This window comes from Microbacterium sp. ARD31 (assembly GCF_031844425.1).
In genome coordinates, this window is the sequence record NZ_JAUZVE010000012.1 from 1 (window position 1) to 22,384 (window position 22,384).

At 70.8% G+C, this 22,384-nt stretch carries 23 protein-coding genes; 15 read left to right on the forward strand and 8 right to left on the reverse strand.

Annotated elements, in window-relative coordinates; all coding sequences use genetic code 11:
* Positions 1–106: 106 nt before the first annotated feature.
* Entirely contained in the window at positions 107–1,072 is a 966-nt protein-coding gene (locus tag Q9S36_RS24415; RefSeq protein ID WP_311287420.1) for a hypothetical protein, read from the forward strand.
* Between the two features lie 260 nt (positions 1,073–1,332).
* On the opposite strand, the gene Q9S36_RS24420 is transcribed toward Q9S36_RS24415, so the two are convergent.
* The 4 genes from Q9S36_RS24420 to Q9S36_RS24435 all read right to left on the reverse strand — a co-directional run bounded on the left by Q9S36_RS24420 (position 1,333) and on the right by Q9S36_RS24435 (position 5,698).
* A complete protein-coding gene (locus tag Q9S36_RS24420) occupies positions 1,333–2,328 on the reverse strand; it encodes an inorganic phosphate transporter (protein ID WP_311287421.1) in 996 nt (331 codons plus the stop codon).
* A gap of 4 nt (positions 2,329–2,332) precedes the next feature.
* Complete coding sequence (locus tag Q9S36_RS24425) at positions 2,333–2,950, reverse strand: DUF47 family protein (protein ID WP_311287422.1); 618 nt, start codon at positions 2,948–2,950, stop codon at positions 2,333–2,335.
* Positions 2,951–3,111: 161 nt separating this feature from the next.
* The gene (locus tag Q9S36_RS24430) at positions 3,112–5,289 is read right to left on the reverse strand and encodes an RNA degradosome polyphosphate kinase (protein ID WP_311287423.1); all 2,178 of its coding nucleotides are present in this window, start codon (positions 5,287–5,289) and stop codon (positions 3,112–3,114) included.
* Positions 5,290–5,335: 46 nt separating this feature from the next.
* Complete coding sequence (locus Q9S36_RS24435; protein WP_311287424.1) at positions 5,336–5,698, reverse strand: DsrE family protein; 363 nt, start codon at positions 5,696–5,698, stop codon at positions 5,336–5,338.
* Between the two features lie 22 nt (positions 5,699–5,720).
* On the opposite strand from Q9S36_RS24435, the gene Q9S36_RS24440 reads away from it, so the two are divergent.
* The 5 genes from Q9S36_RS24440 to Q9S36_RS24460 all read left to right on the forward strand — a co-directional run bounded on the left by Q9S36_RS24440 (position 5,721) and on the right by Q9S36_RS24460 (position 9,490).
* Positions 5,721–6,215, forward strand: a complete 495-nt coding sequence (locus Q9S36_RS24440; protein WP_311287425.1) for an FABP family protein — start codon at positions 5,721–5,723, stop codon at positions 6,213–6,215.
* Positions 6,216–6,222: 7 nt separating this feature from the next.
* A complete protein-coding gene (locus tag Q9S36_RS24445; RefSeq protein ID WP_311287426.1) occupies positions 6,223–6,636 on the forward strand; it encodes a Fur family transcriptional regulator in 414 nt (137 codons plus the stop codon).
* Between the two features lie 76 nt (positions 6,637–6,712).
* Entirely contained in the window at positions 6,713–7,279 is a 567-nt protein-coding gene (locus Q9S36_RS24450; protein ID WP_311287427.1) for a helix-turn-helix domain-containing protein, read from the forward strand.
* A complete protein-coding gene (locus tag Q9S36_RS24455) occupies positions 7,276–8,544 on the forward strand; it encodes an MFS transporter (RefSeq protein WP_311287428.1) in 1,269 nt (422 codons plus the stop codon). The genes Q9S36_RS24450 and Q9S36_RS24455 overlap by 4 nt, the downstream gene beginning before the upstream one ends.
* A gap of 10 nt (positions 8,545–8,554) precedes the next feature.
* Complete coding sequence (locus Q9S36_RS24460) at positions 8,555–9,490, forward strand: folate-binding protein (protein WP_311287429.1); 936 nt, start codon at positions 8,555–8,557, stop codon at positions 9,488–9,490.
* 92 nt (positions 9,491–9,582) lie between these two features.
* Here the strand turns inward: Q9S36_RS24460 and mshD are convergent, their stop codons facing one another.
* Entirely contained in the window at positions 9,583–10,401 is an 819-nt protein-coding gene (mshD, locus tag Q9S36_RS24465) for a mycothiol synthase (protein ID WP_311287430.1), read from the reverse strand.
* A 10-nt stretch (positions 10,402–10,411) separates the two neighbouring features.
* Entirely contained in the window at positions 10,412–11,140 is a 729-nt protein-coding gene (locus Q9S36_RS24470; protein ID WP_311287431.1) for a response regulator transcription factor, read from the reverse strand.
* Between the two features lie 42 nt (positions 11,141–11,182).
* Between Q9S36_RS24470 and Q9S36_RS24475 the strand changes: the two genes are divergently transcribed.
* Positions 11,183–11,479, forward strand: a complete 297-nt coding sequence (locus Q9S36_RS24475) for a MoaD/ThiS family protein (RefSeq protein ID WP_311287432.1) — start codon at positions 11,183–11,185, stop codon at positions 11,477–11,479.
* 236 nt (positions 11,480–11,715) lie between these two features.
* Positions 11,716–13,827: a hypothetical protein gene (locus Q9S36_RS24480; protein ID WP_311287433.1), complete on the forward strand. Its 2,112-nt coding sequence runs from the start codon at positions 11,716–11,718 to the stop codon at positions 13,825–13,827.
* A gap of 103 nt (positions 13,828–13,930) precedes the next feature.
* Here the strand turns inward: Q9S36_RS24480 and Q9S36_RS24485 are convergent, their stop codons facing one another.
* Positions 13,931–14,356, reverse strand: coding sequence for an Hsp20 family protein (locus tag Q9S36_RS24485; RefSeq protein ID WP_311287434.1), 426 nt, complete (start codon positions 14,354–14,356; stop codon positions 13,931–13,933).
* A gap of 152 nt (positions 14,357–14,508) precedes the next feature.
* Between Q9S36_RS24485 and Q9S36_RS24490 the strand changes: the two genes are divergently transcribed.
* The 5 genes from Q9S36_RS24490 to Q9S36_RS24510 all read left to right on the forward strand — a co-directional run bounded on the left by Q9S36_RS24490 (position 14,509) and on the right by Q9S36_RS24510 (position 17,284).
* Positions 14,509–14,790: a MerR family transcriptional regulator gene (locus tag Q9S36_RS24490; protein WP_311287435.1), complete on the forward strand. Its 282-nt coding sequence runs from the start codon at positions 14,509–14,511 to the stop codon at positions 14,788–14,790.
* 39 nt (positions 14,791–14,829) lie between these two features.
* On the forward strand, positions 14,830–15,309 hold the full coding sequence (locus Q9S36_RS24495) for a thioredoxin family protein (RefSeq protein ID WP_311287436.1): 480 nt from the start codon (positions 14,830–14,832) through the stop codon (positions 15,307–15,309).
* A 281-nt stretch (positions 15,310–15,590) separates the two neighbouring features.
* On the forward strand, positions 15,591–16,082 hold the full coding sequence (locus Q9S36_RS24500; RefSeq protein ID WP_311287438.1) for a DUF4395 domain-containing protein: 492 nt from the start codon (positions 15,591–15,593) through the stop codon (positions 16,080–16,082).
* Positions 16,083–16,119: 37 nt separating this feature from the next.
* Entirely contained in the window at positions 16,120–16,968 is an 849-nt protein-coding gene (locus Q9S36_RS24505; protein ID WP_311287439.1) for a sulfurtransferase, read from the forward strand.
* A 1-nt stretch (position 16,969) separates the two neighbouring features.
* Positions 16,970–17,284, forward strand: coding sequence for a DUF1416 domain-containing protein (locus Q9S36_RS24510; protein ID WP_056905909.1), 315 nt, complete (start codon positions 16,970–16,972; stop codon positions 17,282–17,284).
* Between the two features lie 66 nt (positions 17,285–17,350).
* Here Q9S36_RS24510 and Q9S36_RS24515 read toward each other — a convergent pair whose 3' ends face one another.
* Positions 17,351–18,607 (reverse strand): hypothetical protein, encoded by a 1,257-nt coding sequence (locus Q9S36_RS24515; RefSeq protein ID WP_311287440.1) that lies wholly within the window; start codon positions 18,605–18,607, stop codon positions 17,351–17,353.
* A gap of 172 nt (positions 18,608–18,779) precedes the next feature.
* Between Q9S36_RS24515 and Q9S36_RS24520 the strand changes: the two genes are divergently transcribed.
* Positions 18,780–20,261, forward strand: a complete 1,482-nt coding sequence (locus tag Q9S36_RS24520) for an ATP-binding protein (protein WP_311287441.1) — start codon at positions 18,780–18,782, stop codon at positions 20,259–20,261.
* 294 nt (positions 20,262–20,555) lie between these two features.
* Positions 20,556–22,376, forward strand: coding sequence for a nucleoside-diphosphate sugar epimerase/dehydratase (locus Q9S36_RS24525; RefSeq protein WP_311287442.1), 1,821 nt, complete (start codon positions 20,556–20,558; stop codon positions 22,374–22,376).
* Positions 22,377–22,384 lie beyond the last annotated feature (8 nt).

A 22,384-nucleotide genomic window follows, 5' to 3' on the forward strand; every position in this document is an offset into this window, starting at 1 on the left:
GTCGACCGGTCCTCGTAGCGTCCACAGGCGGGCCGCGACACCGGCCATCCACAGGGACGCCCGGCAGCCCGTACGACGTGTCGGTGGGCAGCGCGACGTTGGCCCGATGGAGCCACGCATCGAAGGGCGCACCGCGTCCCTCCGCCACCTCAAGCGGTCGAGGGCCGCGGCGATCGCGCGCGACCAGGCCGGGGCTGTCTCCCGTGCTCAGCTGTACGCCGCAGGGCTGACGAGGGGCGAGGTCCGCGCCAACGTCCAGGCCCGGCGATGGCAGCGGGTCGGCCGGCACGTCGTCGTCGTGCACACGGGCCCGCTGGCGCAGGCGACCCTGCTGTGGGCGGCCCAGCTGTCGGGGGGACCGCGAGCGCGACTGGACGGTGCGTCCTCGCTCATCGCGGCCGGGCTGACGGGCTTCCATCTCGAGGTGCACCGCGTCTCGGTGCCCCGCGGTGCCCGCGTCTTCCGGGACGCACGTGTCGACGTGCGCCAGACGCGGCGATGGCGGGCTGACGACGTGTTCCCCGGCGCGGGCCCGCCGCGAACCCGGCCAGAGATTGCCGCCGTGCGTGGGGCCCTGTGGGCACGGAGCGACCGCCAGGCGGCGTTGCTGCTGACGATGACGGTCCAGCAGGGCGTCGCGCCGGTGGACCGCATCGCCCGCGCTCTGCTGCAGGTCAAGAAGGCGCCGCGCCTGCGGTTCGTCGTCGACGTCGTGACGGATCTCGTCGGTGGGGTCCGCAGCCTGGCGGAGCTCGACTTCGCCGCGGCGTGCCGGGCCCGCGGGCTGCCCGAGCCGACGCGCCAGGTGGTGCGCCGAGGACCGGACGGTCGCTACTACCTCGACGTCCTCTGGGAGGAGTTCGGGGTCGTGGTGGAGATCGACGGGATCCAGCACGTCCTGGCCCAGGAAGTGGTGGCCGATGCGTTGCGGCACAACGACGTGACGCTGCTGCACCTGAGGGTGCTCCGCCTCCCCGTCCTCGGCTTCAGGGTGGCGGCCGACGAGTTCTTCGCCCAGATCGAGCAGGCGCTCGTCGACGGCGGCTGGACGCGTCTCGGCCCCGCGGCCTGAGCGCTGCGGCGTCAGCACACCGGCGTACGGCGCTCGCGGGATCCGTCATTCGAACCCGAACGGATGCGGTCGTCTTCGTATGACGGATCCGGCGGCAGCCGGATACTCGCGGGATCCGTCATCCGAACTCGAACGGATGCGGTCGTCTTCGTATGACGGATCCGGCGGCAGCCGGACACTCGCGGGATCCGTCATTCGAACCCGAACGGATGCGGTCGTCTTCGTATGACGGATCCGGCGGCAGCCGGCCCGGACGAAGGTCAGGGGAGGAAGAGGTGGGCGACCCAGTAGCAGATGGCGGCGGCGAGGGCGGCGGCCGGGAAGGTCAGCACCCAGGCGGTCAGGATCGACTTCGCCACGCCCCAGCGGACGGCGGAGAGGCGCTTGGTGGCGCCGACGCCCATGACCGCGGAGGTGATGGTGTGGGTGGTCGAGATCGGCGCCTCGAAGACGTACGCCGTCGAGTAGAGGACCGACGCCGCGACCGACTCGGCGGCGAAGCCGCGCGGGGGGTCGAGGTGGATGATGCGGCGACCGAGCGTGCGCATGATGCGCCAGCCGCCCGACCAGGTGCCGAGGGAGATCGCGGTCGCGGCCGCGATGATCACCCACATCGGCAGGCCCTCGGACTCGGCGACGTAGCCGCCGGTGAGCAGCGCCAGGAAGATGACGCCCATCGTCTTCTGGGCGTCCTGCAGGCCATGGCCCAGGGCCATCGCCGCGGCCGAGATCGTCTGGGCGACCTTGAACCCGCGGTTGGCGCGCCCGGGGTTGGCGTTGCGGAAGGCCCACATGATGGCGACCATCAGCAGGAAGCCGAGCGTGAAGGCGACCACGGGGGAGAGGAACATCGGGATGACGACCTTCTCCAGGACGACGGCCCAGTTGGCGCTCGCGCCGGCCGCGACCGCGGCACCGACGAGGCCGCCGATGAGGGCGTGCGAGGACGACGACGGCAGGCCGTAGTACCAGGTGATCATGTTCCAGGTGATGGCGCCGAGCAGGCCGCACATCACGATCACCAGGCCGTGGCTGCCAGGCCCGGGATCGATGGTGTCGGAGACGGTGTGGGCGACCTTCTGGCCCAGGAACGCTCCGACGAAGTTCATGACGGCCGCCATCGCCAGCGCCACGCGGGGCGTCAGCGCGCCCGTCGAGACGGACGTGGCGATCGCGTTGGCGGCGTCGTGGAAGCCGTTGGTGTAGTCGAACACCAGGGCGACGACGACCACCGCGATGATGATCGCGAGTTCCATCGGGTCAGGACTCCTTGACCGCGATCTGCTCCACGATGTTCGCGACCTTCTCGAAGGCGTCGATCGCGCCCTCGAGGGACTCCACGATGTCCTTGAGCTTGAGCACCTCGAGTGCCTCGTACTCACCGCTGAAGAGGTTGGCCAGGATCCGGCGGTACGACTTGTCGCCGGTGTTCTCGAGCCGGTTGATCTCGATCCAGTACTCGTCGAGCGAGCCCATCGACTCCAGCGACGGCATCGCGGCCGCGGTGAGCTCGGCGCAGCGCTGCAGCACCTCCACCTGCTGGGTGGTCTCCGCGGGGAGCGAGGTGACCTCGTAGAGCAGGATGAGGTCGACGGCCTCGTCCATCATGTCCATGACGTCGTCGAGCGCCGAGGCGAGGGAGTAGATGTCCTCGCGGTCGAACGGCGTGACGAACGTGCTGTTCACCCGGCGGATGATCGAGTGGGTGGTCTCGTCAGCGGCGTGCTCGGCCTCGCGCATGCGCTGCGCGACCTCGGCACGGGAGGTGCCCTCGGCCAGCATCTCGCTGAGGAGCTGCGCGCCCCCCACGAGGTGGTTGGCGGCTTCGCTGAACAGGTCGTAGAACGAGCTGTCGACGGGGCGGAACTTCAAACGCACGGTGAACTCCGAACGGGGGGCGGATGAACCGGGGTAATGCTAGGGGGTGGATTGCCCGCAGGTGCAAACCGAGCCCTCAGGCCCGATCCGGGCCCGTCCGTTGGGGTACGCCGCTCGGCGTGTCGCCCGGCGTGTCGCTCGAAAAACGGCGCGATCCGCGCTCAGCGACGGCGGGCGCGCTGCCGTGCGATGAGCGCGTCGTGCAGGTGTCGTACGCCACTGTGCTGGCGCCACTCGCCGTCCGCGCCGAGCTCCCAGGCGGAGGTGTCCTCGTCGAGGGCGAGGTCGAGCAGCGCCCGGACCTCCTCGACGACGTGCTGGTCGCGCAGCCGCACCAGCACCTCGACCCGGCGGTCGAGGTTGCGGTGCATCATGTCGGCCGAGCCGATCCACGCCGCGGGCTCGCCGTCGTTCTCGAACCAGAACACCCGGCTGTGCTCGAGGAAGCGACCCAGGATCGAGCGGACCCGCACGGTCTCCGACAGCCCGGGGACGCCGGGGCGGAGCGCACAGATGCCGCGGATCACCAGCTCGACGGGTACGCCGGCCTGCGACGCGAGGTAGAGCGCGTCGATCACCGCCTCGTCGACCACCGAGTTCGCCTTGATGCGGATGCCGGCGCGGCGGCCCGCCTGGTGGTGGGCGACCTCCTGGTGGATCTGGGCGACCAGCCCGTCGCGGACGCTGTCCGGCGCCACGAGCAGGTGCTCGTAGGTGGTGTTGCGGCTGATGCCGGACAAGTTGTTGAAGAGCAGGGCGACGTCCTCGCCGGTCTCCGGGTCGGCCGTGAGCAGGCCGAGGTCCTCGTAGAGCCGTGCGGTCTTGGGGTTGTAGTTGCCGGTGCCGATGTGGACGTAGCGCTTGATGCCGTCGGGCTCGTCGCGGACCACCATCGACAGCTTGCAGTGGGTCTTCAGCCCGACCAGTCCGTAGACGACGTGGCAGCCGGCGTGCTCGAGCTTGCGGGCCCAGCGGATGTTGGCCTGCTCGTCGAAGCGCGCCTTGATCTCGACGATCACCAGCACCTGCTTGCCGGCCTGGGCGGCGTCGATGAGGGCCTCGATGATCGGGCTGTCGCCGGAGGTGCGGTAGAGCGTCTGCTTGATCGCCAGCACGTGCGGGTCGGCGGCGGCCTGCTCGAGGAAGCGCTGCACCGAGGTGGCGAACGAGTCGTAGGGGTGGTGCAGCAGCACGTCGTGGCGGGTGACCGAGTCGAAGACGTCGACGGGGGACGCGGACTCGACCTCGGCCAGGCTGGGGTGCGTCGAGGGGAGGAAGGCGGCGTACTTGAGGTCGTCGCGGGGCAGGTCGGCGATGGAGTTGAGCCCGGTGAGGTCGAGCGGGCCGGGCAGCGAGACGACCTCGTCGCGGCCGACGCCCAGCTCGGAGACCAGCAGCTCGAGCACCTTGGGGTCGATCGACTGCTCCACCTCGAGGCGGACCGGCGCGCCGAAGCGCCGTCGGAGCAGCTCCTTCTCGAGGGCCTTGAGGAGGTTCTCGGCGTCGTCCTCCTCGACCTCGAGGTCCTCGTTGCGGGTGACGCGGAAGGTGTGCGCGCCGAGCACCTCCATGCCCGGGAAGAGCTTCTTCAGGTGCTCGCCGATGACGTCCTCGATGGGGACGAAGCGCTGGTTGCCCAGGCCCACGAAGCGGCCGAACGTCGGGGGCACCTTCACGCGGGCGAAGTGCTCGGTGCCGGTCTTGGGGTGGCGCACCACCACGGCGAGGTTGAGCGAGAGGCCGGAGATGTAGGGGAAGGGGTGGGCCGGGTCGACGGCCAGCGGGGTGAGGACCGGGAAGATGCGCTCCTTGAAGAGCTTCTTGCAGATCTTCTGCTCCTCGCGGTCGAGCTCGGCCCAGCGGACGATCTCGATGCCCTGCTGGCCCAGCTCGGGGAGGAGGTCGACGAGGGCCTGGGCGTGCCGCTCCATCAGGTCGCGGCAGCTCGACCAGAGCTGCTCGATCTGCTCGCGCGGCATCAGCCCGCTGGCGGCGCGGACGGCGACGCCGGCGTCGATGCGCCGCTTGAGGCCGGCGACGCGGACCATGAAGAACTCGTCGAGGTTGCTGGCGAAGATCGCGAGGAAGCGAGCCCGCTCCAGCAGTGGGAGTGTCGGGTCCTCGGCCAGCTCCAGCACGCGCTGGTTGAACCGCACCCACGAGATCTCGCGGTCGATGAAGCGGTCGTCGAACTTCTCCACGGCCTCGATGGCGGCCGCGTCGGGGGTGTAGGGCGGCTCGACGTCGAAGACCTCGGTCGGGTGGCCGAACGGCTCGGCGACCGGCCCCTCGTCCACCGACGGGGAGACAGCACTGGTGAGGGTGGCCGGGTCCGACATGCCACTCAGTGTGGCACCGGAAGGTGAACGTCAGATGACCTTCGTCTCAGTAGACCAACGCCTGGACGCCCTCGCCGAGGACCTGCTCGGCGAAGACGGCGGCGCCGGCGATCGAGACGCCATCGCGCAGGTCGCCCTCGACCAGCCCGCGCCGGGCCGCGCACTGCGAGCACACGGTGATCGTGCCGGAGGTCAGGACGGCCGCCATGAGCTGGTCAAGGGGGGTGGCGAGCTCGAGCTCGAACTCCTCGGCACGGCCCGGCACGCCGAACCACGCTGCCTCGCCGGTGAGCCACAGCGAGACGTCGGCACCGGCCGCGGCCGCGGCGGCGGCGACGGTGAAGCCTTGGTTGAGGCGCTCGGCGTCCTCGGCCCCGCAGGTGACCTTGACGACCAGTGATCGAGCCATGACCAAACACTAAGGTGAGGCCATGCCCTTCGAGCTGCCGGACAACCTGCACCCCAACTGCGGCCCCGTCGCCTGGCTCCTCGGCACGTGGCGCGGCAACGGCCACGGCGCCTACCCGACGATCGAGTCGTTCCAGTTCGGCCAGGAGCTCATCTTCACCCACGACGGCCGGCCGTTCTTCCACTACATGTCCCGCGCGTGGATCGTCGACGAGCAGGGCGAGTTCGTCCGCGACGCCGCGATGGAGACCGGGTTCCTGCGCTGCCCGGAGCCCGGCAAGGTCGAGTTCCTGCTCGCGCACAACATCGGGTTCTCCGAGATCTGGTACGGCGCGGCCGAGGGCGGCAAGCTCGAGATGCACACCGCCGGGGTCTCCTACACCGAGACCGCCAAGCACGTCGACGCGGGCTCGCGGATGTACGGCAACGTCGACGGCGACCTGCTCTACGCCTACGACATGGCCGCGGTCGGTCAGGAGCTGCAGCCCCACACGTGGGCGCGCCTGCAACGAGCATGAGCACCCCGTGAGCGACGACCTCGCCGCCCGGCTGCGCGAGCAGGGGCTGCGGCTCACCCCGCAGCGCCAGCTGATCCTGCGCGCGGTCGAGGAGCTGCGCCACGCCACCCCCGACGAGGTGCTCGCCCACGTCCGCAGCCAGGTCAGCTCCGTGAACGCCTCCACCGTCTACCGCACCCTCGAGGTGCTCGAGGAGCTCGGGCTGGTGCGCCACACGCACCTCAGCGACCGGGCTCCGACGTACCACTCCACGCTCGAGCACGAGCACGTCCACGTGGTGTGCCGGCGCTGCCGCAAGGTGTCGTCGTACGACCCCGCGCTCGTGGCGCCGCTCGCTGCCGCGCTGGGCGAGGACGGCTTCGTGATGGACGTCGGCCACCTGGCCATCTTCGGCACCTGCGCCGACTGCGCTCGGAGCTGAGTCTCCCAGCGACTCAGGGCCGAGACGTCCTGACAAATCGATTGCAAGGACTCTTTCGAAAGAGTACTTTCGATCCATGCCCGAGCCTCGTCGCCTCCGCGACCCCCGCGCGCTGACCGCCCTCGCCCACCCCGTGCGGATCGCGATCATCGAGCTGCTCTCGCTCGAAGGTCCGATGACCGCCAGCCAGCTCGCCGATCGGCTCGACGAGTCGCCGGCCAACTGCTCGTGGCACCTGCGCAAGCTCGCCGAGCACGACTTCATCGAGGAGGCCGAGGGCGGCACCGGCCGCCAGCGGCCCTGGCAGATGAGCTACCAAGGGCTCAACTGGGGCGAGGACGACGACGCCACCCCTGAGGAGCAGCGCGCCGGCGAGGCGCTCGCCCGCGCGATGATGGAGCGCTGGGTCGACCGCTACCTCCGCGCCGACCTGGCCGAGGACGTGCCGGAGTGGCGCGAGGCGTCGCGGCTCACCCAGACCATGGGGTGGCTCACCGCCGAGGAGCTGCGGGAGGTCAACGACCGCGTCGTCGAGCTGATCCGCGCCTACGAGCCCCGGGTGTACGACGCCAGCGCGCGGCCCGAGGGATCGCGCCTCGTCGAGATGGTCGCCTGGGGTGCGGCCGTGGAGATCGAGCGATGAAGGCGGCGTTCGCCCAGCCGGGCTTCCGCAGGCTGTTCGCCGGCCTGTCCACCTCGATGCTCGGCGACTCGATCATGCTGCTGGTCCTCAGCATCTGGGTGAAGACCCTCACCGGGTCGAGCGCGATGGCCGGCTTCACGTTCTTCTTCATGTGCATCCCGGCGATCTTCGCGCCGCTGGTCGGCGTGTGGATCGACCGCATCCGCCGCAAGCCGATGCTGGTGTGGGGCAACCTGCTGTCCGCCGTCGCGGTCCTGCCGCTCCTCCTGGTCCGCGACGCGGGCGACGTCTGGATCATCTGGACCGTCGCCGGCCTCTACGGCGTGAGCTTCGTGGTGCTGCCCGCCGGGCTCAACGGCCTGCTCAAGGAGCTGATGCCCGAGGAGCTGCTGGTCGACGCGAACTCCAGCATCCAGACCGTCAAGGAGTCCTACCGCCTCTTCGGCCCGCTGCTCGGTGCCGCGCTGTTCGCCTGGCTCGGTGGGTGGGCCGTCGCGCTCGTCGACGCCGCCTCGTTCCTCCTCGCCGCCGCGGTGATCTCGACCATCCGGGTCGAGGAGGACGCCCCGGAGCACGAGGAGTCGGCGTACTGGAGCCAGCTGACCGAGGGTCTCCGGCACCTCGTCCACGACCGGGTGCTCGGCAACCTGCTGATCGGCTTCGGCCTGTCGATGCTCGTCCTCGGCTTCACCGAGTCGGCGATCTTCGCGCTCACCGACCACTTCGGGAAGGCCGCGACCTACGTCAGCGTGCTCGTGTCGGTCCAGGGGATCGGTGCGGTCGTCGGGGGCGTGCTGTCCGCCCGGTGCGTACGACGCCTCGGCGAGGTCGCGACCAGCACCCTCGGGCTGGTCCTCCTCGGGGTCAGCGCGCTCGGCATGGCGGCCCCGCCGTCCATCGCGGGCGTGCTGGTGAGCATCGTGCTCTTCGGCGCCTCGCTGCCGCTGCTCGTCGTGGCCTACATGACGATCCTCCAGCGTCGTACTCCCCAGCGGCTCATGGGGCGCGTCTCGACCGCCGCCGAGGTCGTGATGACGGTGCCGAGCGCGATCTCGCTCGCCTTCGGGGCAGTGCTGGTGACGTTGCTCGACTGGCGGTGGATCTTCCTCGTGATCGGCCTCGCGACCCTGGCGGGCGCCGGGCACGTCGCCTTCTGGCTGCGCGACGAGCTGCGCGGCCGCACCGCGGAGCCGGACGTGGTGGACGAGCCGCCCGCCCCGCTCGACCCGTCCTCGCCGCTGGGGCCCGGCGTGGGTGCCGCCTAGACTCGGGAGCATGGCCAGCCCCCTTCTCGCCCTGCCCGGAGCCGTCGCCGGCGACGGCATCGACGCCCCGGTGGCCGCGCACTACGGCTCGTTCAACACCGAGCAGCGCACCCTCGCCGGCGGGGACGGCTTCGTCGACCTCTCGCACCGCGACGTCCTCCGCATCTCCGGCCCCGAGCGGCTGGGCTGGCTGCACAACCTCACCACCCAGTACTTCACCGGCCTCGAGCCCGGCACCTGGACCCAGGCGCTGGTCCTGAGCCCGCAGGGCCACGTCGAGCACGCCTTCGCCGGGGTCGACGACGGCGAGGCGTTCACCGCCCACACCGAGCCCGGCGCCGGCGCCGCCCTCGTCGAGTGGCTCGAGCGGATGAAGTTCATGACCCGCGTCGAGGTCTCGCTCGTCGAGGACCTCGCCGTCATGTGGCGCCCGGGGGAGGGGGCGGGTCGCTACGACCTGGTGCCCCGCGACCGCCTCGAGGCGTACGCCGACGCTGCCGGCCCCGCCGCCGGCCTGTGGGCCTTCGAGGCGCTGCGCATCGAGCGCGGCGAGCCGCGCTTCGGGCTCGACACCGACCACCGCACCATCCCCAACGAGGTCGGCTGGATCGGTCCGGCGGTCCACCTCGACAAGGGCTGCTACCGCGGCCAGGAGACGGTCGCCCGCGTCCACACGCTCGGTCGCCCGCCCCGCCGCCTGGTGCTGCTGCACCTCGACGGCTCGGAGAACCGCCTGCCCGCGGCCGGCTCGCCGGTGTCGTACGACGGCCGCGACGTCGGCTTCGTCGGCTCGAGCGCCCGCCACCACGAGCTCGGCCCCGTCGCCCTCGCGGTGGTCAAGCGCAACGTCCCCGTCGACGCGACCCTCACGGTCGACGAGATGCCGGCCGCCCAGGAGGTCGTCGTCGACCCCGAGGTCGGCCTGCACGTCCGCCCCCTCCGCTGAGGGTTCCGGGTGCTCAAACCCCCACTCGGGCGGCCACATGGTCGCTCGGGTAGGCGAATGCGGCATGCCGGGCGGCCATATGGCCGCTCGAGTCACCCCGGCGCCCGGCGGTACTGGACGTGGGTGTCGGCGTCCGCGTGCGCGAACCCGAGACCGGAGTAGAGCGCGACGGCGGGCGCGTTGTCGGACTCGACGTAGAGCAGGACCTCGTCCACGCCGAGCCCGGCGAGGTGGTGCAGCCCGGCGAGGGTGAGCACCTTGCCGAGCCCGCGGCCCTGGGCGGCGGGCGCGACGCCGACGACGTACACCTCGCCGTGGCGGGCGTCGTGCTGCTTGGTCCAGTGGAACCCGAGGATCCCTGACGGGTCCTCCGCGACGAGCAGCCCGGCGGGGTCGAACCACGGCTCGGCCATGCGTCGCGCCAGGTTGTCGAGGTCCATCGCCCCCTGCTCGGGGTGGTGCGCGAAGGCGGCGGCGTTCACCGCGACGACCGACGAGGCATCGCCGTCGCGGTAGCCGCGGATCGTCACCCCGGAGGGCACGGAGAGAGCGGGGAGCGCGAGCGACGTCGGACGCCGCATCACCCACAGGTCACGGACCCGGTCCCACCCGTGGCTCGCAGCGAGGCGCGCGGCGGCGGGGTGGTTGCCGTGCGACCACGCCGTCACCGCGTCGGCGTACGACGCCTCGGCGCGGGTCAGCAGCGCCGAGCCGATCCCGCGGCCGCGGGACTTCGGATCGACGGCCAGCGACAGGTCGCCGTCGTGGACGAGGGCGAAGCCGCCCGGCTCGGTGAGCACGGACGCGGTGCCGTCGGCGAGCGCGATGCGGGCGGCCTCGTCGAGAGGTGCGGCACCGTCGGCCGCCTCGGCGGCGCGGGCGATCTCCTCGACCTGCTGGCGGGGGTCCATGCCGGCGAGACTAGCCAGAGACGCTGTCGCGGCTGGGCTCGTCGCGGGAGTCGTCCTTGTCGCGCGTCGGCAGCACGAAGCGGTAGCCAACGTTGCGGACGGTGCCGATGTGGTGCTCGTGCTCGGTGCCGAGCTTGGCGCGCAGGCGCCGGACGTGCACGTCGACGGTGCGGGTGCCGCCGAAGTAGTCGTAGCCCCAGACCTCCTGCAGCAGCTGCTCGCGGCTGAAGACGCGGCCGGGGTGCTGGGCGAGGTACTTCAGGAGCTCGAACTCCTTGTAGGTCAGGTCGAGCGGACGTCCGCCGATGCGCGCGGTGTAGGTCGCGTCGTCGACGACGACCTCGCCGCGGTGGATCACGTGGGCCGCCGGGTCGTCGGGCGAGGCGGCGCTGGCGCGGCCGATCGCCAGCCGGATCCGGGCGTCGAGCTCGGCGGGCCCGCAGGTGTGGAGCACGACGTCGTCCATGCCCCAGTCGTGCGCGACGACGGCCAGGCCGCCCTCGGTGACCACGAGCAGGACCGGCGCGTCGGCCCCGGTCGTGCGGATGAGGCGGCACAGGTCGCGGGCGGCGGCGAGGTCCTGGCGGCCGTCGACCAGCACGAGGTCGCTCTCCGGGGCGTCGAGCAGCGCGCTGCCCTGCGCGGGCAGGATCTTCACCGTGTGCGAGAGGAGCGCGAGCCCGGGAAGCACCTCGGCGGAGGGCTGCAGCGCACCCGTGAGCAGCAGCAGGGCGCTCATGCGGGCCCTCCTCTCAGCCGGGGATGAGGAAGGATATCCCGCATGAGTACGTCATCCGGGCGTGATCTCGCTGCTGAGACGGTCACCGTGCGCTACTGGGCCGGCGCCCGCGCAGCCGCCGGCACGGGCGAGGACACCTTCGAGGTGGGGGGCACCGTGACGCTCTCCGACGTCGTCGCCCTCGTCCTCGAGCGCCACCCCGACGACCGGATGGCGCGCACCGTCGCGGTGTGCTCGGTGCTCCTCGGCGACCAGCCCGTGCGCTCCCAGGACCCGGCCTCGGTGCTCGTTCCCCCCGGCAGCGTCGTCGAGCTGCTGCCCCCCTTCGCCGGCGGCTGACCCCGGCCGCTGGGGCAACCCGAGGCAATGGGTTCCGGACCCGGGTGTTTGAAACCTGTCGGAGTGGGTCAGGATGACCGCGTTCGGAGTCCCATGGCTCCGCGACGGGGGACGTGCCGGTGCGGCGACGCTGTGTCGTCGGCTGGCTGCGCGGCTCCGTGCAGTGATGACGAATATCTAGGGGGAACCAGATGCAAGCTGGGTCTGTGGGGGCGCGTGCGCGCCTCACTTCGGTCGTGGCAGCGGGAGCGCTCGCCGCGGCAGCGCTGGGAGCGGTGTCCGCCGCGCCGGCCAACGCCGCCGTCATGGTCAGCGGCAGCACGATCGACGCCGCCGGCAACTACGTCGAGGGCTCGATGTCGGTCTACAGCACCACCGGCGCCTACGTCGGCAACTACGTCGTCGACAGCGGCACCTTCGACATCCCGCTCGAGAACGGCAGCTACAAGCTGCGGTTCTTCCCGACGCCGGACTACACGCCCGAGTGGTACCGCGACAAGCCCGACGAGGCGACCGCCGACGTCGTCACCGTCGCCGGTGCCGCACAGACCCTCTCGCCCTGGACGATCGAGCGCGCGCCCAGCGTGACCGGCATCGTCCGCACCGCCGACGGCCGTGCCGTGCGCGGCGCGTCCGTCCGGGCGTACGACACCACGACCGGCAACCCGGTCGGCAGCGACTCCGCCGACCGCAACGGCGCCTTCCGCGTCGGTACGACGGCGCCGTCGGTGAAGCTGGTCTTCAGCGGCTACGACCCCGACAGCGGCGACGAGCTCGCCACCGAGTGGTACAACGACAAGGCCTCCCAGGACGCGGCCGACCCGGTCGGTCCCACGGCTGCCGGCGCCGACGTCGGCGTCGTCACCCTGGCGCCGGGCGGCTCCATCTCCGGTCGCGTCACCAACGAGTACGCCCAGCCGCTCGCGCGCGTCCAGGCGTGCAGCAACGACGGCTGCGACTACACCGACGCCAACGGCGTCTACACCATCGAGGGCGTCGCCACCGGCACGCACGAGGTCGCGTTCTACGACGAGATTGGTGAGTACCACGGCGAGTACTGGAACAACGTCGCCTTCGACTCCCCGGCCGACCCCAACATCGTCACGGTGGCCCCCGGCCAGGCCGTCACCGGGATCGACGCGGTCCTGACGCTCAAGCCCGCCGCGACCCCGAACGGCGTCGACGTCAGCGGCACCGTCCGCGACGAGCTCGGCAACCTCGGCATCGGCTACGAGATCGACGTCCTGGACACCCCGGCCGACCCCAAGGACGCCAAGGTGGTCGCCTCCACCTACAGCAACCGCGCCGGCCAGTACCACTTCGCCCAGCTCGACCGGATCGCCGGCGAGACGGAGTTCAAGCTCGTGGTCCGCAGCGACCAGGAGCCGCGCGAGGAGGGCGACTTCCTCCGTCGCACGACGTGGTCGGGCAACAAGCTCGGCTACGACACGGCCCTCCCGATCACCTCGGCCCCGCGCACCCTCGACTTCACCCTGCCGGTCTCCGGCGGCGTGAGCGGTGCGATCACCAGCGAGGCCGGCGGCGTGCCGGAGGACCCCTGGGCCTCCTTCCGCGACGCCGAGAACAACTTCGGCGGTCAGGCCTACGAGTTCAAGCTCGACGGCACGTACGACGTCCGCACCCTGTGGGCGGGCACCTACACCGTCCAGTTCGGGGCCGACGACCACGTCACCGAGTGGTGGAAGGACGCCCTCCCCGAGGACGCCACCACCATCACCGTGAAGCCCGGTCAGCTCACCACCGGCATCTCCGCCGCCCTCACCAAGGACGTGAAGGCGATCGAGCGCCCCGAGGTCGCGGGCGACGCCTGGGTCGGCAAGACCATCCGGATCGACAAGGGCCGCTGGAACACCGAGGCCCAGTCCGTGTTCACCTACGAGTGGCTCGCCGGCAGCACGGTCGTCGGCACCGGCCCCTCGCTGAAGATCACCAAGTCGATGCTCGGCAAGAAGGTCACCGGACGCGTCACGAACGACGCGGGATTCGCGCAGGCCCAGGCAGTCACCAAGACGACCCCGAAGATCGGCTACAAGCCCAAGCTCAAGGCCAAGGTCTCGAAGAGGGCCGCGGCCATCACGCTGAAGGTCAAGCCCCTCAAGGCCAAGAAGGTCAAGGCCACGATCACCGTCTTCGAGCTCGTCGGCACCAAGAAGAACGGTGACGACAAGCTCAAGAAGCTGGGCAAGGCCAAGATCACGGGCGGCAAGGGCGTCGTCCGGTTCAAGAAGGCCCTGGGCAAGGGCAAGCACAAGCTCGTGTTCACCGTGAAGGGCAAGGGCAAGGTCGGCTCCGGCGACATCCGGACGAAGGTCAAGATCAAGCGCTGACCTTCCAGCACCTCGCACCACACGCGACGGGCCCCGCGGAGCAGCTGCTCCGCGGGGCCCGTTCCTGTGTCGTTCGACCGTGCGTGACGGTGCTGGGTGAAGGTCAGGCCTCGATCGCGGCGTGGTCCTCGGAGCTGGTGCGCACCTCGATCTTGCGCGGCTTGGCCTTCTCGGCCACGGGGACGACCAGCCGGAGCACGCCGTCGCGGTACGCCGCCTCGATGCGGTCGAGGTCGAGGTTGTCGCCCAGCACCAGCTGGCGGCTGAACGCGCCCCGCGGACGCTCGGAGGCCAGCATCTGCCAGTCGCCGTTGCTGGCCACGCGCTCGGCGCGGATGGTCAGCACGTTGCGCTCGACGTCGAGGTCGACCGACTCGGGGTTGACGCCGGGGAGGTCGAACTCGAGGACGAAGCGGTCACCCTCGCGCCACGCGTCCATCGGCATGGCGACGGGACGGTTGGTGGTGCCCATGAGCTGCTGGGTGAGCCGGTCGAACTCACGGAACGGGTCTGCGCTGCGGATGAGCATCGTGTCTTCCTCCTGGTTCTCGGATCGGGGTGAGGCCCTGCGTGAGTGCCTCTGCGATGTGTAACAACGGTTATAGGTTTCTTATATTCCATGAGTCAGGCAGAATCAAGTCCCGGACGCAGGGACGGTGAGCACTCGATCGAGGAGGTGGCATGGCACGGCGCGAGGCAGGGGTGTTCGCGATCTCGGTCGCGGCAGAGATGACCTCCCTCCAGATCCAGAACCTCCGCGTCTACGAGCGCCGCGGCCTCGTCGACCCGGACCGGACCGCCGGCGGCACCCGTCTCTACAGCGAGGACGACATCGACCGGCTGCACCGCATCCGCGAGCTCCTCGCGGCCGGGCTCAACCTGGCCGGGATCGCGGCGGTGCTCGAGCTCGAGGACGAGGTGGCCCGCCTGCGGGGCGAGGTCGCGCGGCTCGAGGCGCGCTGAACGGGAACATCGAGGCAGCGTCCGCGCGTTGAGCGCGACGTGACCCCCGGAGCCTGGATCGCCGTCGTCGCCGTCGTGCTCGCCCTCGGCGTCGGCCTGTGGCGCCTCGGCACCGACGGGCGCTTCCGCGGCACCCACGTCGTACGCCGCCCGGAGGAGGAGGCCGTCCCGGATCCGGTCGAGGAGGCCGTCGCGGCGCCCGCCACGACACCCCCCGGTGCCGACCTCGTCGGCAGCGTCGGCGGCGCGCTGGGGGAGCGGGCCACGCTGCTCCAGTTCTCCAGTGCCTTCTGCGCACCGTGCCGCGCCACGCGACGCGTTCTCGGCGAGGTCGCCGACCTGGTCGACGGCGTGACCCACGTCGAGGTCGACGCCGAGCAGCACCTCGACGCCACGCGCGCGTTCGGCATCCTCCGCACGCCGACCACCGTGGTCCTCGACGCCACCGGCCGTGAGGTCACCCGGGCGACGGGCGCCCCGAACCGGGCCCAGGTGTTGAGCGCGCTCGGCTCGATCTGATCTCACGATATGGATGCATGGACCACATCATGAGACACCACCTACGGCGGGGCCTGGTACGGCCTACTGTCGTCCGCATGTCCTCGACCATGCTCACCCGGCGCCGCGCAGTGGACCACTGCCGCGTGCGCTCGGCGCTGTGTCGAATGTCCTGACGGGTCCGCCAGTCCTGACCCCCTAGGTCCTCCTGCTGCAGGACCGTCCCTGGTGGATCCGTGCGCTGCGCACGCCTTTCCAGCGCGCCCGGAGCGAGCCGGGCCACGACCATCTCCAGGAGCGACATGTCCACCACGCACACCAGCCTTCCCGGCAGCGGTGCCACGGCACGTACGACGTCGGCGCCCCGACCGCCCGACGGCGCCATCGACCCGCGGGGTCCGCAGCTCGCCGCGGGCCTGACGGCCGTCGTGCTCGTCGCCGTGCTGCTGCTGCCGGAGCCCTGGAGCGTCGCCCTGCTCGCCGTGCAGACGGTCCTCTTCGCCGTCGGCGCCGTGCGGGGCGTGCACGCCACGCCGCACGCCTGGCTGTTCCGCACGCTCGTCCGGCCCCGCCTGGCGGCGCCGACCGAGTGGGAGGCGCCCGAGCCGCCGCGGTTCGCCCAGGCCGTTGGCCTCGTGTTCGCCGTCGTCGGGCTCGTCGCCCTGCTGGCGGGCGCGACGCTCCTCGGCCAGGTCGCGGTCGGCCTGGCGCTGGTCGCCGCCCTGCTCAACGCCCTCTTCGCCTTCTGCCTCGGCTGCGAGCTCTACCTGCTCGCCCGCCGCCTCACCGCCTGACACCGAAGATCCACCACCACCAAGGAGCACAACCACCATGAGCCGCGAGAACTCGCTCGTCACCGCCCAGTGGGTCGAGGACAACCTCGACACCGACGGCGTCGTCCTCATCGAGGTCGACGAGGACACCACCGCCTACGACAAGGGCCACATCCGGGGAGCCATCAAGCTCGACTGGACCACCGACCTCCAGGACCAGGTCCGTCGTGACTTCGTCAACAAGGAGCAGTTCGAGGCACTGCTCTCCGAGCGCGGCGTCTCCAACGACGACACCGTGGTCCTCTACGGCGGCAACAACAACTGGTTCGCGGCCTACGCCTACTGGTACTTCAAGCTCTACGGCCACCAGGACGTCAAGCTCCTCGACGGTGGCCGCAAGAAGTGGGAGCTCGACTCCCGCGAGCTGACCGACGAGCTGCCCACGCGCGAGAAGACGTCGTACACCGCGCAGGACCAGGACACCTCGATCCGCGCCTTCCGCGACGAGGTCGTCGCCGCCATCGGCACCCAGAACCTCGTCGACGTGCGCAGCCCCGACGAGTACGCCGGCCGGCTGCTCGCCCCGGCCCACCTCCCGCAGGAGCAGGCCCAGCGCGCCGGTCACATCCCGACGTCGGTCAACGTCCCGTGGAGCAAGAACGCCAACGACGACGGAACCTTCAAGTCCGACGAGGAGCTGACCGCCCTCTACGACGAGGTCGGGTTCGACACCGACAAGGACACCATCGCCCTCTGCCGCATCGGCGAGCGCTCCTCGCTGACCTGGTTCGTGCTGACCGAGCTGCTCGGCCGCAAGAACGTGAAGAACTACGACGGCTCGTGGACCGAGTACGGCTCCCTCGTCGGCGTTCCCGTGGCCCTCGGCGACGAGCCGGGGGAGGCCTGACATGTGCGGAGCAACCGAGGGTGGCCTCTCGCTCGACGGCGTGAACGTCGCCAAGGAGGCCGTGATCCAGGGTCAGGTCCTGCGTGGCGGCGCATCAGGGGGAGAGCCCGTCCCCAACGCCTACGTCCGCCTGCTCGACCGCAGCGGGGAGTTCACCGCGGAGGTCCCCACCTCGGCGACCGGGCACTTCCGGTTCTTCGCCGGCGACGGTGAGTGGACCCTGCGCACGCTCGCGCCGAAGGCCGAGCCCGTGGACACCCGCGTGGTGGCCGCCACCGGGTCGGTGGCCGAGGTGCAGGTGCTCGTCACCGCCTGAGCTCGCCGACCAGAGACGCCAAGGGGCTCCGACCACACGCTGGTCGGAGCCCCTTCGGTTCGTACGTCAGTCGGTCGCGCGCGGCGACTCGATCATCACCGGGACCAGGCCGACTTGCACCCGCTTGGCCGACCCCATCGGGCGCACGGTTCCATCGGGCGAGGACACGGTCGTCGCGCCGGCCGGGGCGAGGACGCCCCGCCGCTTCCCCGACACGGTCCACACGACTCGGCGCTCGACGCGCTTGGTGGTGAACAGGCAGGAGTAGAGGTCGTCGCGCTTGACAGTGCAGCCCTCGGCGCGGGTGCCGATCAGCCAGGGCTGGATGACCCCGAACGCCTTGCCGGGAGGGGCGACCTGGTCGTCCTCGGTGAGCATCGCCGTGTCCATGACCGACGTGGGCTTCGACCAGTAGTGCCAGTAGACCCGCTGGGTGCCGATCGAGGCGTTCAGGACGTAGGTCTTGACCACGTTGGCGACCTGGCGGTCCATGCTGACCGGGACGGTCGGTCGGGGGAGGCGGATGCCGTAGTTGACCTCGACGATCCAGATCGGGCCGGTGAAGCCGTTGTCGCTCGTGATGCGGCGCACCCACTTGGTGAGCCGGATCTGCTTCTCGGGGCCGTGCTTGGCGAGGGGGAAGCCGCTGAAGGTGGCCACGTCGACCCACTTGCCCACCGGCTTGCCGTGGACACGCAGGCCCCAGAACTTCCGGAACCAGTTGCGGTTGCCCTTGAGCCGGACCGGGCCCTGGGGGGCGACCACGAGTGCCCCGGGCGCCGCCGCGCGCACCTCCTTGGACCCGCCCCAGACCATCTTCGCCATGTGCTCCCGCGTGCCGAGGTAGTTGCCGGGGACGTTCATCTCGGCCCAGAGCTGGTAGTCGACCCGGGTGCCGTAGCGCTTGGCCAGGGCTCGCACGAAGGCGCGATAGGCGCGGATGGACGGGGGCCGCAGATAGCTCCACTGCGGCGAGACGTACTCGCCCACGGCGTGGAACGCCGGGGTGGCGTAGATGGTGAGCAGCGGCTTCGCGTGGTTCTCCTCGGCCATCCGGACGCGGGCGTCGAGGGCCGACCAGTCGTAGTCGCCACGCGTCGTCTCGATGCCGGCCCACTTGACGATCAGGCGTGCTGTCGGCGTCGGCCCGAGCGGCACGGCCGGCTCCGGCAGCTGGATGAGGTCCATGCCGAAGAGCTCCGGCGTCACCCGTTCCGCCTGGGCCGGAGGGACAGGTGATCCGACGACCAGCGCGGCGACGAGGGCGCCGACGACGGCGTGGACGAGGGTGCGGACCAGGGTGCGGAGAGGTGGAGTGCTCATCGTGATGGAACGTAACAGCCGGTGGCTCGCGTCCCGGATTCGTCGTCCCCTCACCCGTGATCTCCGGTCGGTCCGTTCGTTCAGGTTCCCCGCAGTTATGGCGAAGTCGTGTCCGGACGGCGTGGGAGTCCGTACGGTGGTCTCACCGCTCTGTCTGGTGAAGGGGGGACAGGTGACGCAGCAGACGCGCCTGCCCGAGACCGACGACCTGTGGCGCCTCACCGTGGAGCACTCACCGGTCGGGATGGCGCTCGTGTCCCCGGGTGGTGACTTCCTCACCGCCAACGTCGCCCTGTGCGACATGCTCGGCTACGACGCCGACACGATGGCGACGCTGACGATCCAGGACATCACCCACCCCGACGACCTCGCCAGCGACCTGCGCCTGCTCAACCAGGCCCTGGCCGGCAAGATCGCGTCCTACCGGATCACCAAGCGCTACCTCCGCGCCGACGGGTCGGTCCTCATCGGCGACCTGTCGGTGGCCCTGCTCCGCGGGCCCGACGGTGCGCCGATCCACTTCATCTCCCAGATCGCCGACCTCACCGAGCGGCACGCCTTCGTCGAGCGCCTCGACGCGGCCGAGGCCGCCGTGGAGTCCGAGCAGCGCAAGGCCGAGGCCGTCTTCGACACGGTCGCGGTCGGACTGCTGCTCCTCGACGCCGACGGCGTCTACCAGGGCTACAACTCGCGCCATCAGGACTTCATGGACCTCGCCTTCCCCGACGGCCACCTCGGGCGGGTGGGGCAGACCGGGTTCCTCTTCGACGCCGAGCACGGCCGCCCGCTCACCGCCGAGGAGATGCCCACGACCCGGGCGGTGGCGGGGGAGGAGTTCGACGACTTCCGGCTGTGGGTCGGCGCGGACCCGGAGCGCCGTCGCGCGCTGTCGGTCTCCGCCCGTTCCATCCGTGACCGGTTCGGTGCCCTCACCGGCGCCGCGCTGTCCTACCAGGACGTCACCGAGCTGATGCGCGCCATCAAGGTCAAGGACGACTTCGTCGCGTCGGTCTCCCACGAGCTGCGCACCCCGCTGACCTCGGCCATGGCCTACCTCGAGCTGGTCGAGGACTCCGCCGCCATCGGGCCGGAGGTGCAGCACCAGATCGCCGCGGCCAGGCGCAACATCCTGCGCCTGTCGCACCTGGTGGCCGACCTGCTCTTCTCCACGCGCGCCACGTCCGGGTCCACGATCATCGACCCCTACCGCGTCGACGTGGTCACCGTGCTGTCCGAGGCGCTCGACTCGGCCGCGGTCGACGCGGCGGGCGCGGGGGTGACGCTCGAGGCGGACCTGCCCGACTCCCTCGTCGCGGTCGCCGACGGCATGCGGCTGCGGCAGGTGGTCGACAACCTCGTGGCCAACGCCATCACCTACACCCCGCGCGGGGGCCGGGTGTCGGTGACGCTCGGCGCCTCCGAACGCTACGTCGAGATCACGGTCGCCGACACCGGCGAGGGCATGGATGCAGAAGACCTGCGTGACGTGTTCGTGCGCTTCCACCGCGGCGAGAACGCCCGCCGGCGACAGGTGCCGGGCACGGGCCTCGGCCTCACGATCGTGCGGACCATCGTGGAGGCCCACGGCGGCGAGGTGTCCGTCGACAGCGCCCTCGGCGAGGGCACGACGGTGCGGGTGCTGCTGCCTCGCTGACGCCCCTGATGCGAGGTGACGCGAACCCGCCCTTCGGGTGGTTGACGCGTGGACCCCTGGTGGAGTGAAGTTGGAGATCTCCACGCGACATCCACATGTTGAAACTCACACCACGTCGATTTCGCCACTGGTCCGGACAATGTCAACATAGCCTTGACTGGCTGGTCTCGTTGGACAGCCGACAGTCGCCGGATCGTGGGGATTCGGCGGAGCCATGCTCAGCAGGGGGATCCATATGCCGCAGTCCGACAACAGCGGAGCCACACGGCTCCCCGGGGTCGGGGGGTCGGCGCAGTGACCCTGCTCATCCAGGCGGCCGTCCGTGGGCGTCGCACCGCGGTGCTGATGGCCTTTGACGCCCTCGCGCTGCTCGCGGCGTACCTCTTCGCCATCGTCGTGCGGTACGACGTCCTCGGCAGCGCCACGCTCCGTGACGGGGCGATGGTGGCCGCGGGCGCCGTCCTCCTCCAGTGGGGTGTCGGTCTGCTCGGGCGCGTCTACCTCGGCCGGGTCGGCGTGGCCACCAACGAGGAGACCATCCTCCTCGGCGCCGCCACCGCGGTCGCCGGCCTCGTGGTCTTCACGGCCAACGCCGTGGTGGACCCCCACTGGGTCGCCCGCAGCGTCCCGGTGACAGGCACCTGCCTGGGCTTCTTCATGATGCTGATCACCCGTGCGTTGTGGCGTCGCCTCACCATGCGCCTCGCGCCGGTGTCCTCGGTGTCCGGACAGCGGGCCATCATCGTCGGCGCTGGGGCGAGCGGCGCGCGACTGGTGCACTCGATGCGTTCGCGCCCGGAGTCCGGCTACGTCCCGCTCGGGTTCCTCGACGACGACCCGTGGATGCGCAAGCGGCGGCACTTCGGCATCGCCGTCCTCGGCACCGTCGCCGACCTCGAGCGCGTGGTCGCCTCGACCGGCGCCACGGTCGTCGTCGTCGCCATCCCGAGCGCCAGCAAGGAGATGATCAAGCCCCTCGTCGACCGCGCGGCGCAGCTGGGCATCACGATCAAGGTGCTGCCGCCCTTCGCCGAGTCGTTCGCCGCGCACGCCGACGTCCGCGACGTCCGCGACGTCAACATGACCGACATCCTCGGGCGTGCTGCGGTCGAGACCGACCTCGAGGCCATCGCTGGCTACGTCACCGGCAAGCGCGTCCTCGTCACCGGAGCCGGCGGCTCCATCGGCTCCGAGCTCTGCCGGCAGCTGCACCGCTACGGTCCCGCCGAGCTGATCATGCTGGACCGCGACGAGTCGGCCCTGCACTCCGTCCAGCTCTCCATCCACGGCCGCGCCCTGCTCGACAGCCGCGATGTCGTGCTCAACGACATCCGCGACGAGGCTGCCCTGCGAAGGATCTTCGAGGACCGTCGTCCCGAGGTCGTCTTCCACGCCGCCGCCCTCAAGCACCTCCCCATGCTCGAGCAGTACCCCCACGAGGCGATGAAGACCAACGTGCTCGGCACCGCCAACGTGCTGCGTGCCGCGGCGGACGTCGGCGTCACCACCTTCGTCAACATCTCCACCGACAAGGCCGCCGACCCGACGAGCGTGCTGGGCTACTCCAAGCGCGTGGCCGAGCGTCTCACGGCGGCGACGGCGAAGGAGGCCGACGGCGCCTACATCAGCGTCCGGTTCGGCAACGTGCTGGGCTCCCGCGGCTCCGTGCTGCACACCTTCACGGCGCAGATCGCCTCCGGCGGCCCGGTCACGGTCGTGCACCCCGAGGTGACCCGCTACTTCATGACCGTCGAGGAGGCCGTGCAGCTGGTCATCCAGGCCGGTGCCATCGGCGAGGACGGCGAGGTGATGATCCTCGACATGGGCGAGCCGGTGAAGATCGTCGACGTCGCGCGCCAGCTGATCGCGATGTCCGGCAAGAACGTGGACATCGTCTACACCGGCCTGAGGGAGGGCGAGAAGCTCCACGAGCGGCTCTTCGGCGGCGCGGAGAGCGACGAGCCCTCGAAGCACCCGCTGGTCTCGCATTCGGCCGTGAGCCCGCTCTCGACTAACGTCGTGCACGCCTTCGACCTGGGGGCGTCGGACTCGGACGTCCTCGAGGCCTTCGAGGACTGGGTGCACCTGCCCGACCCGGCCGCCACCCATCGCTGAGCGCTCCA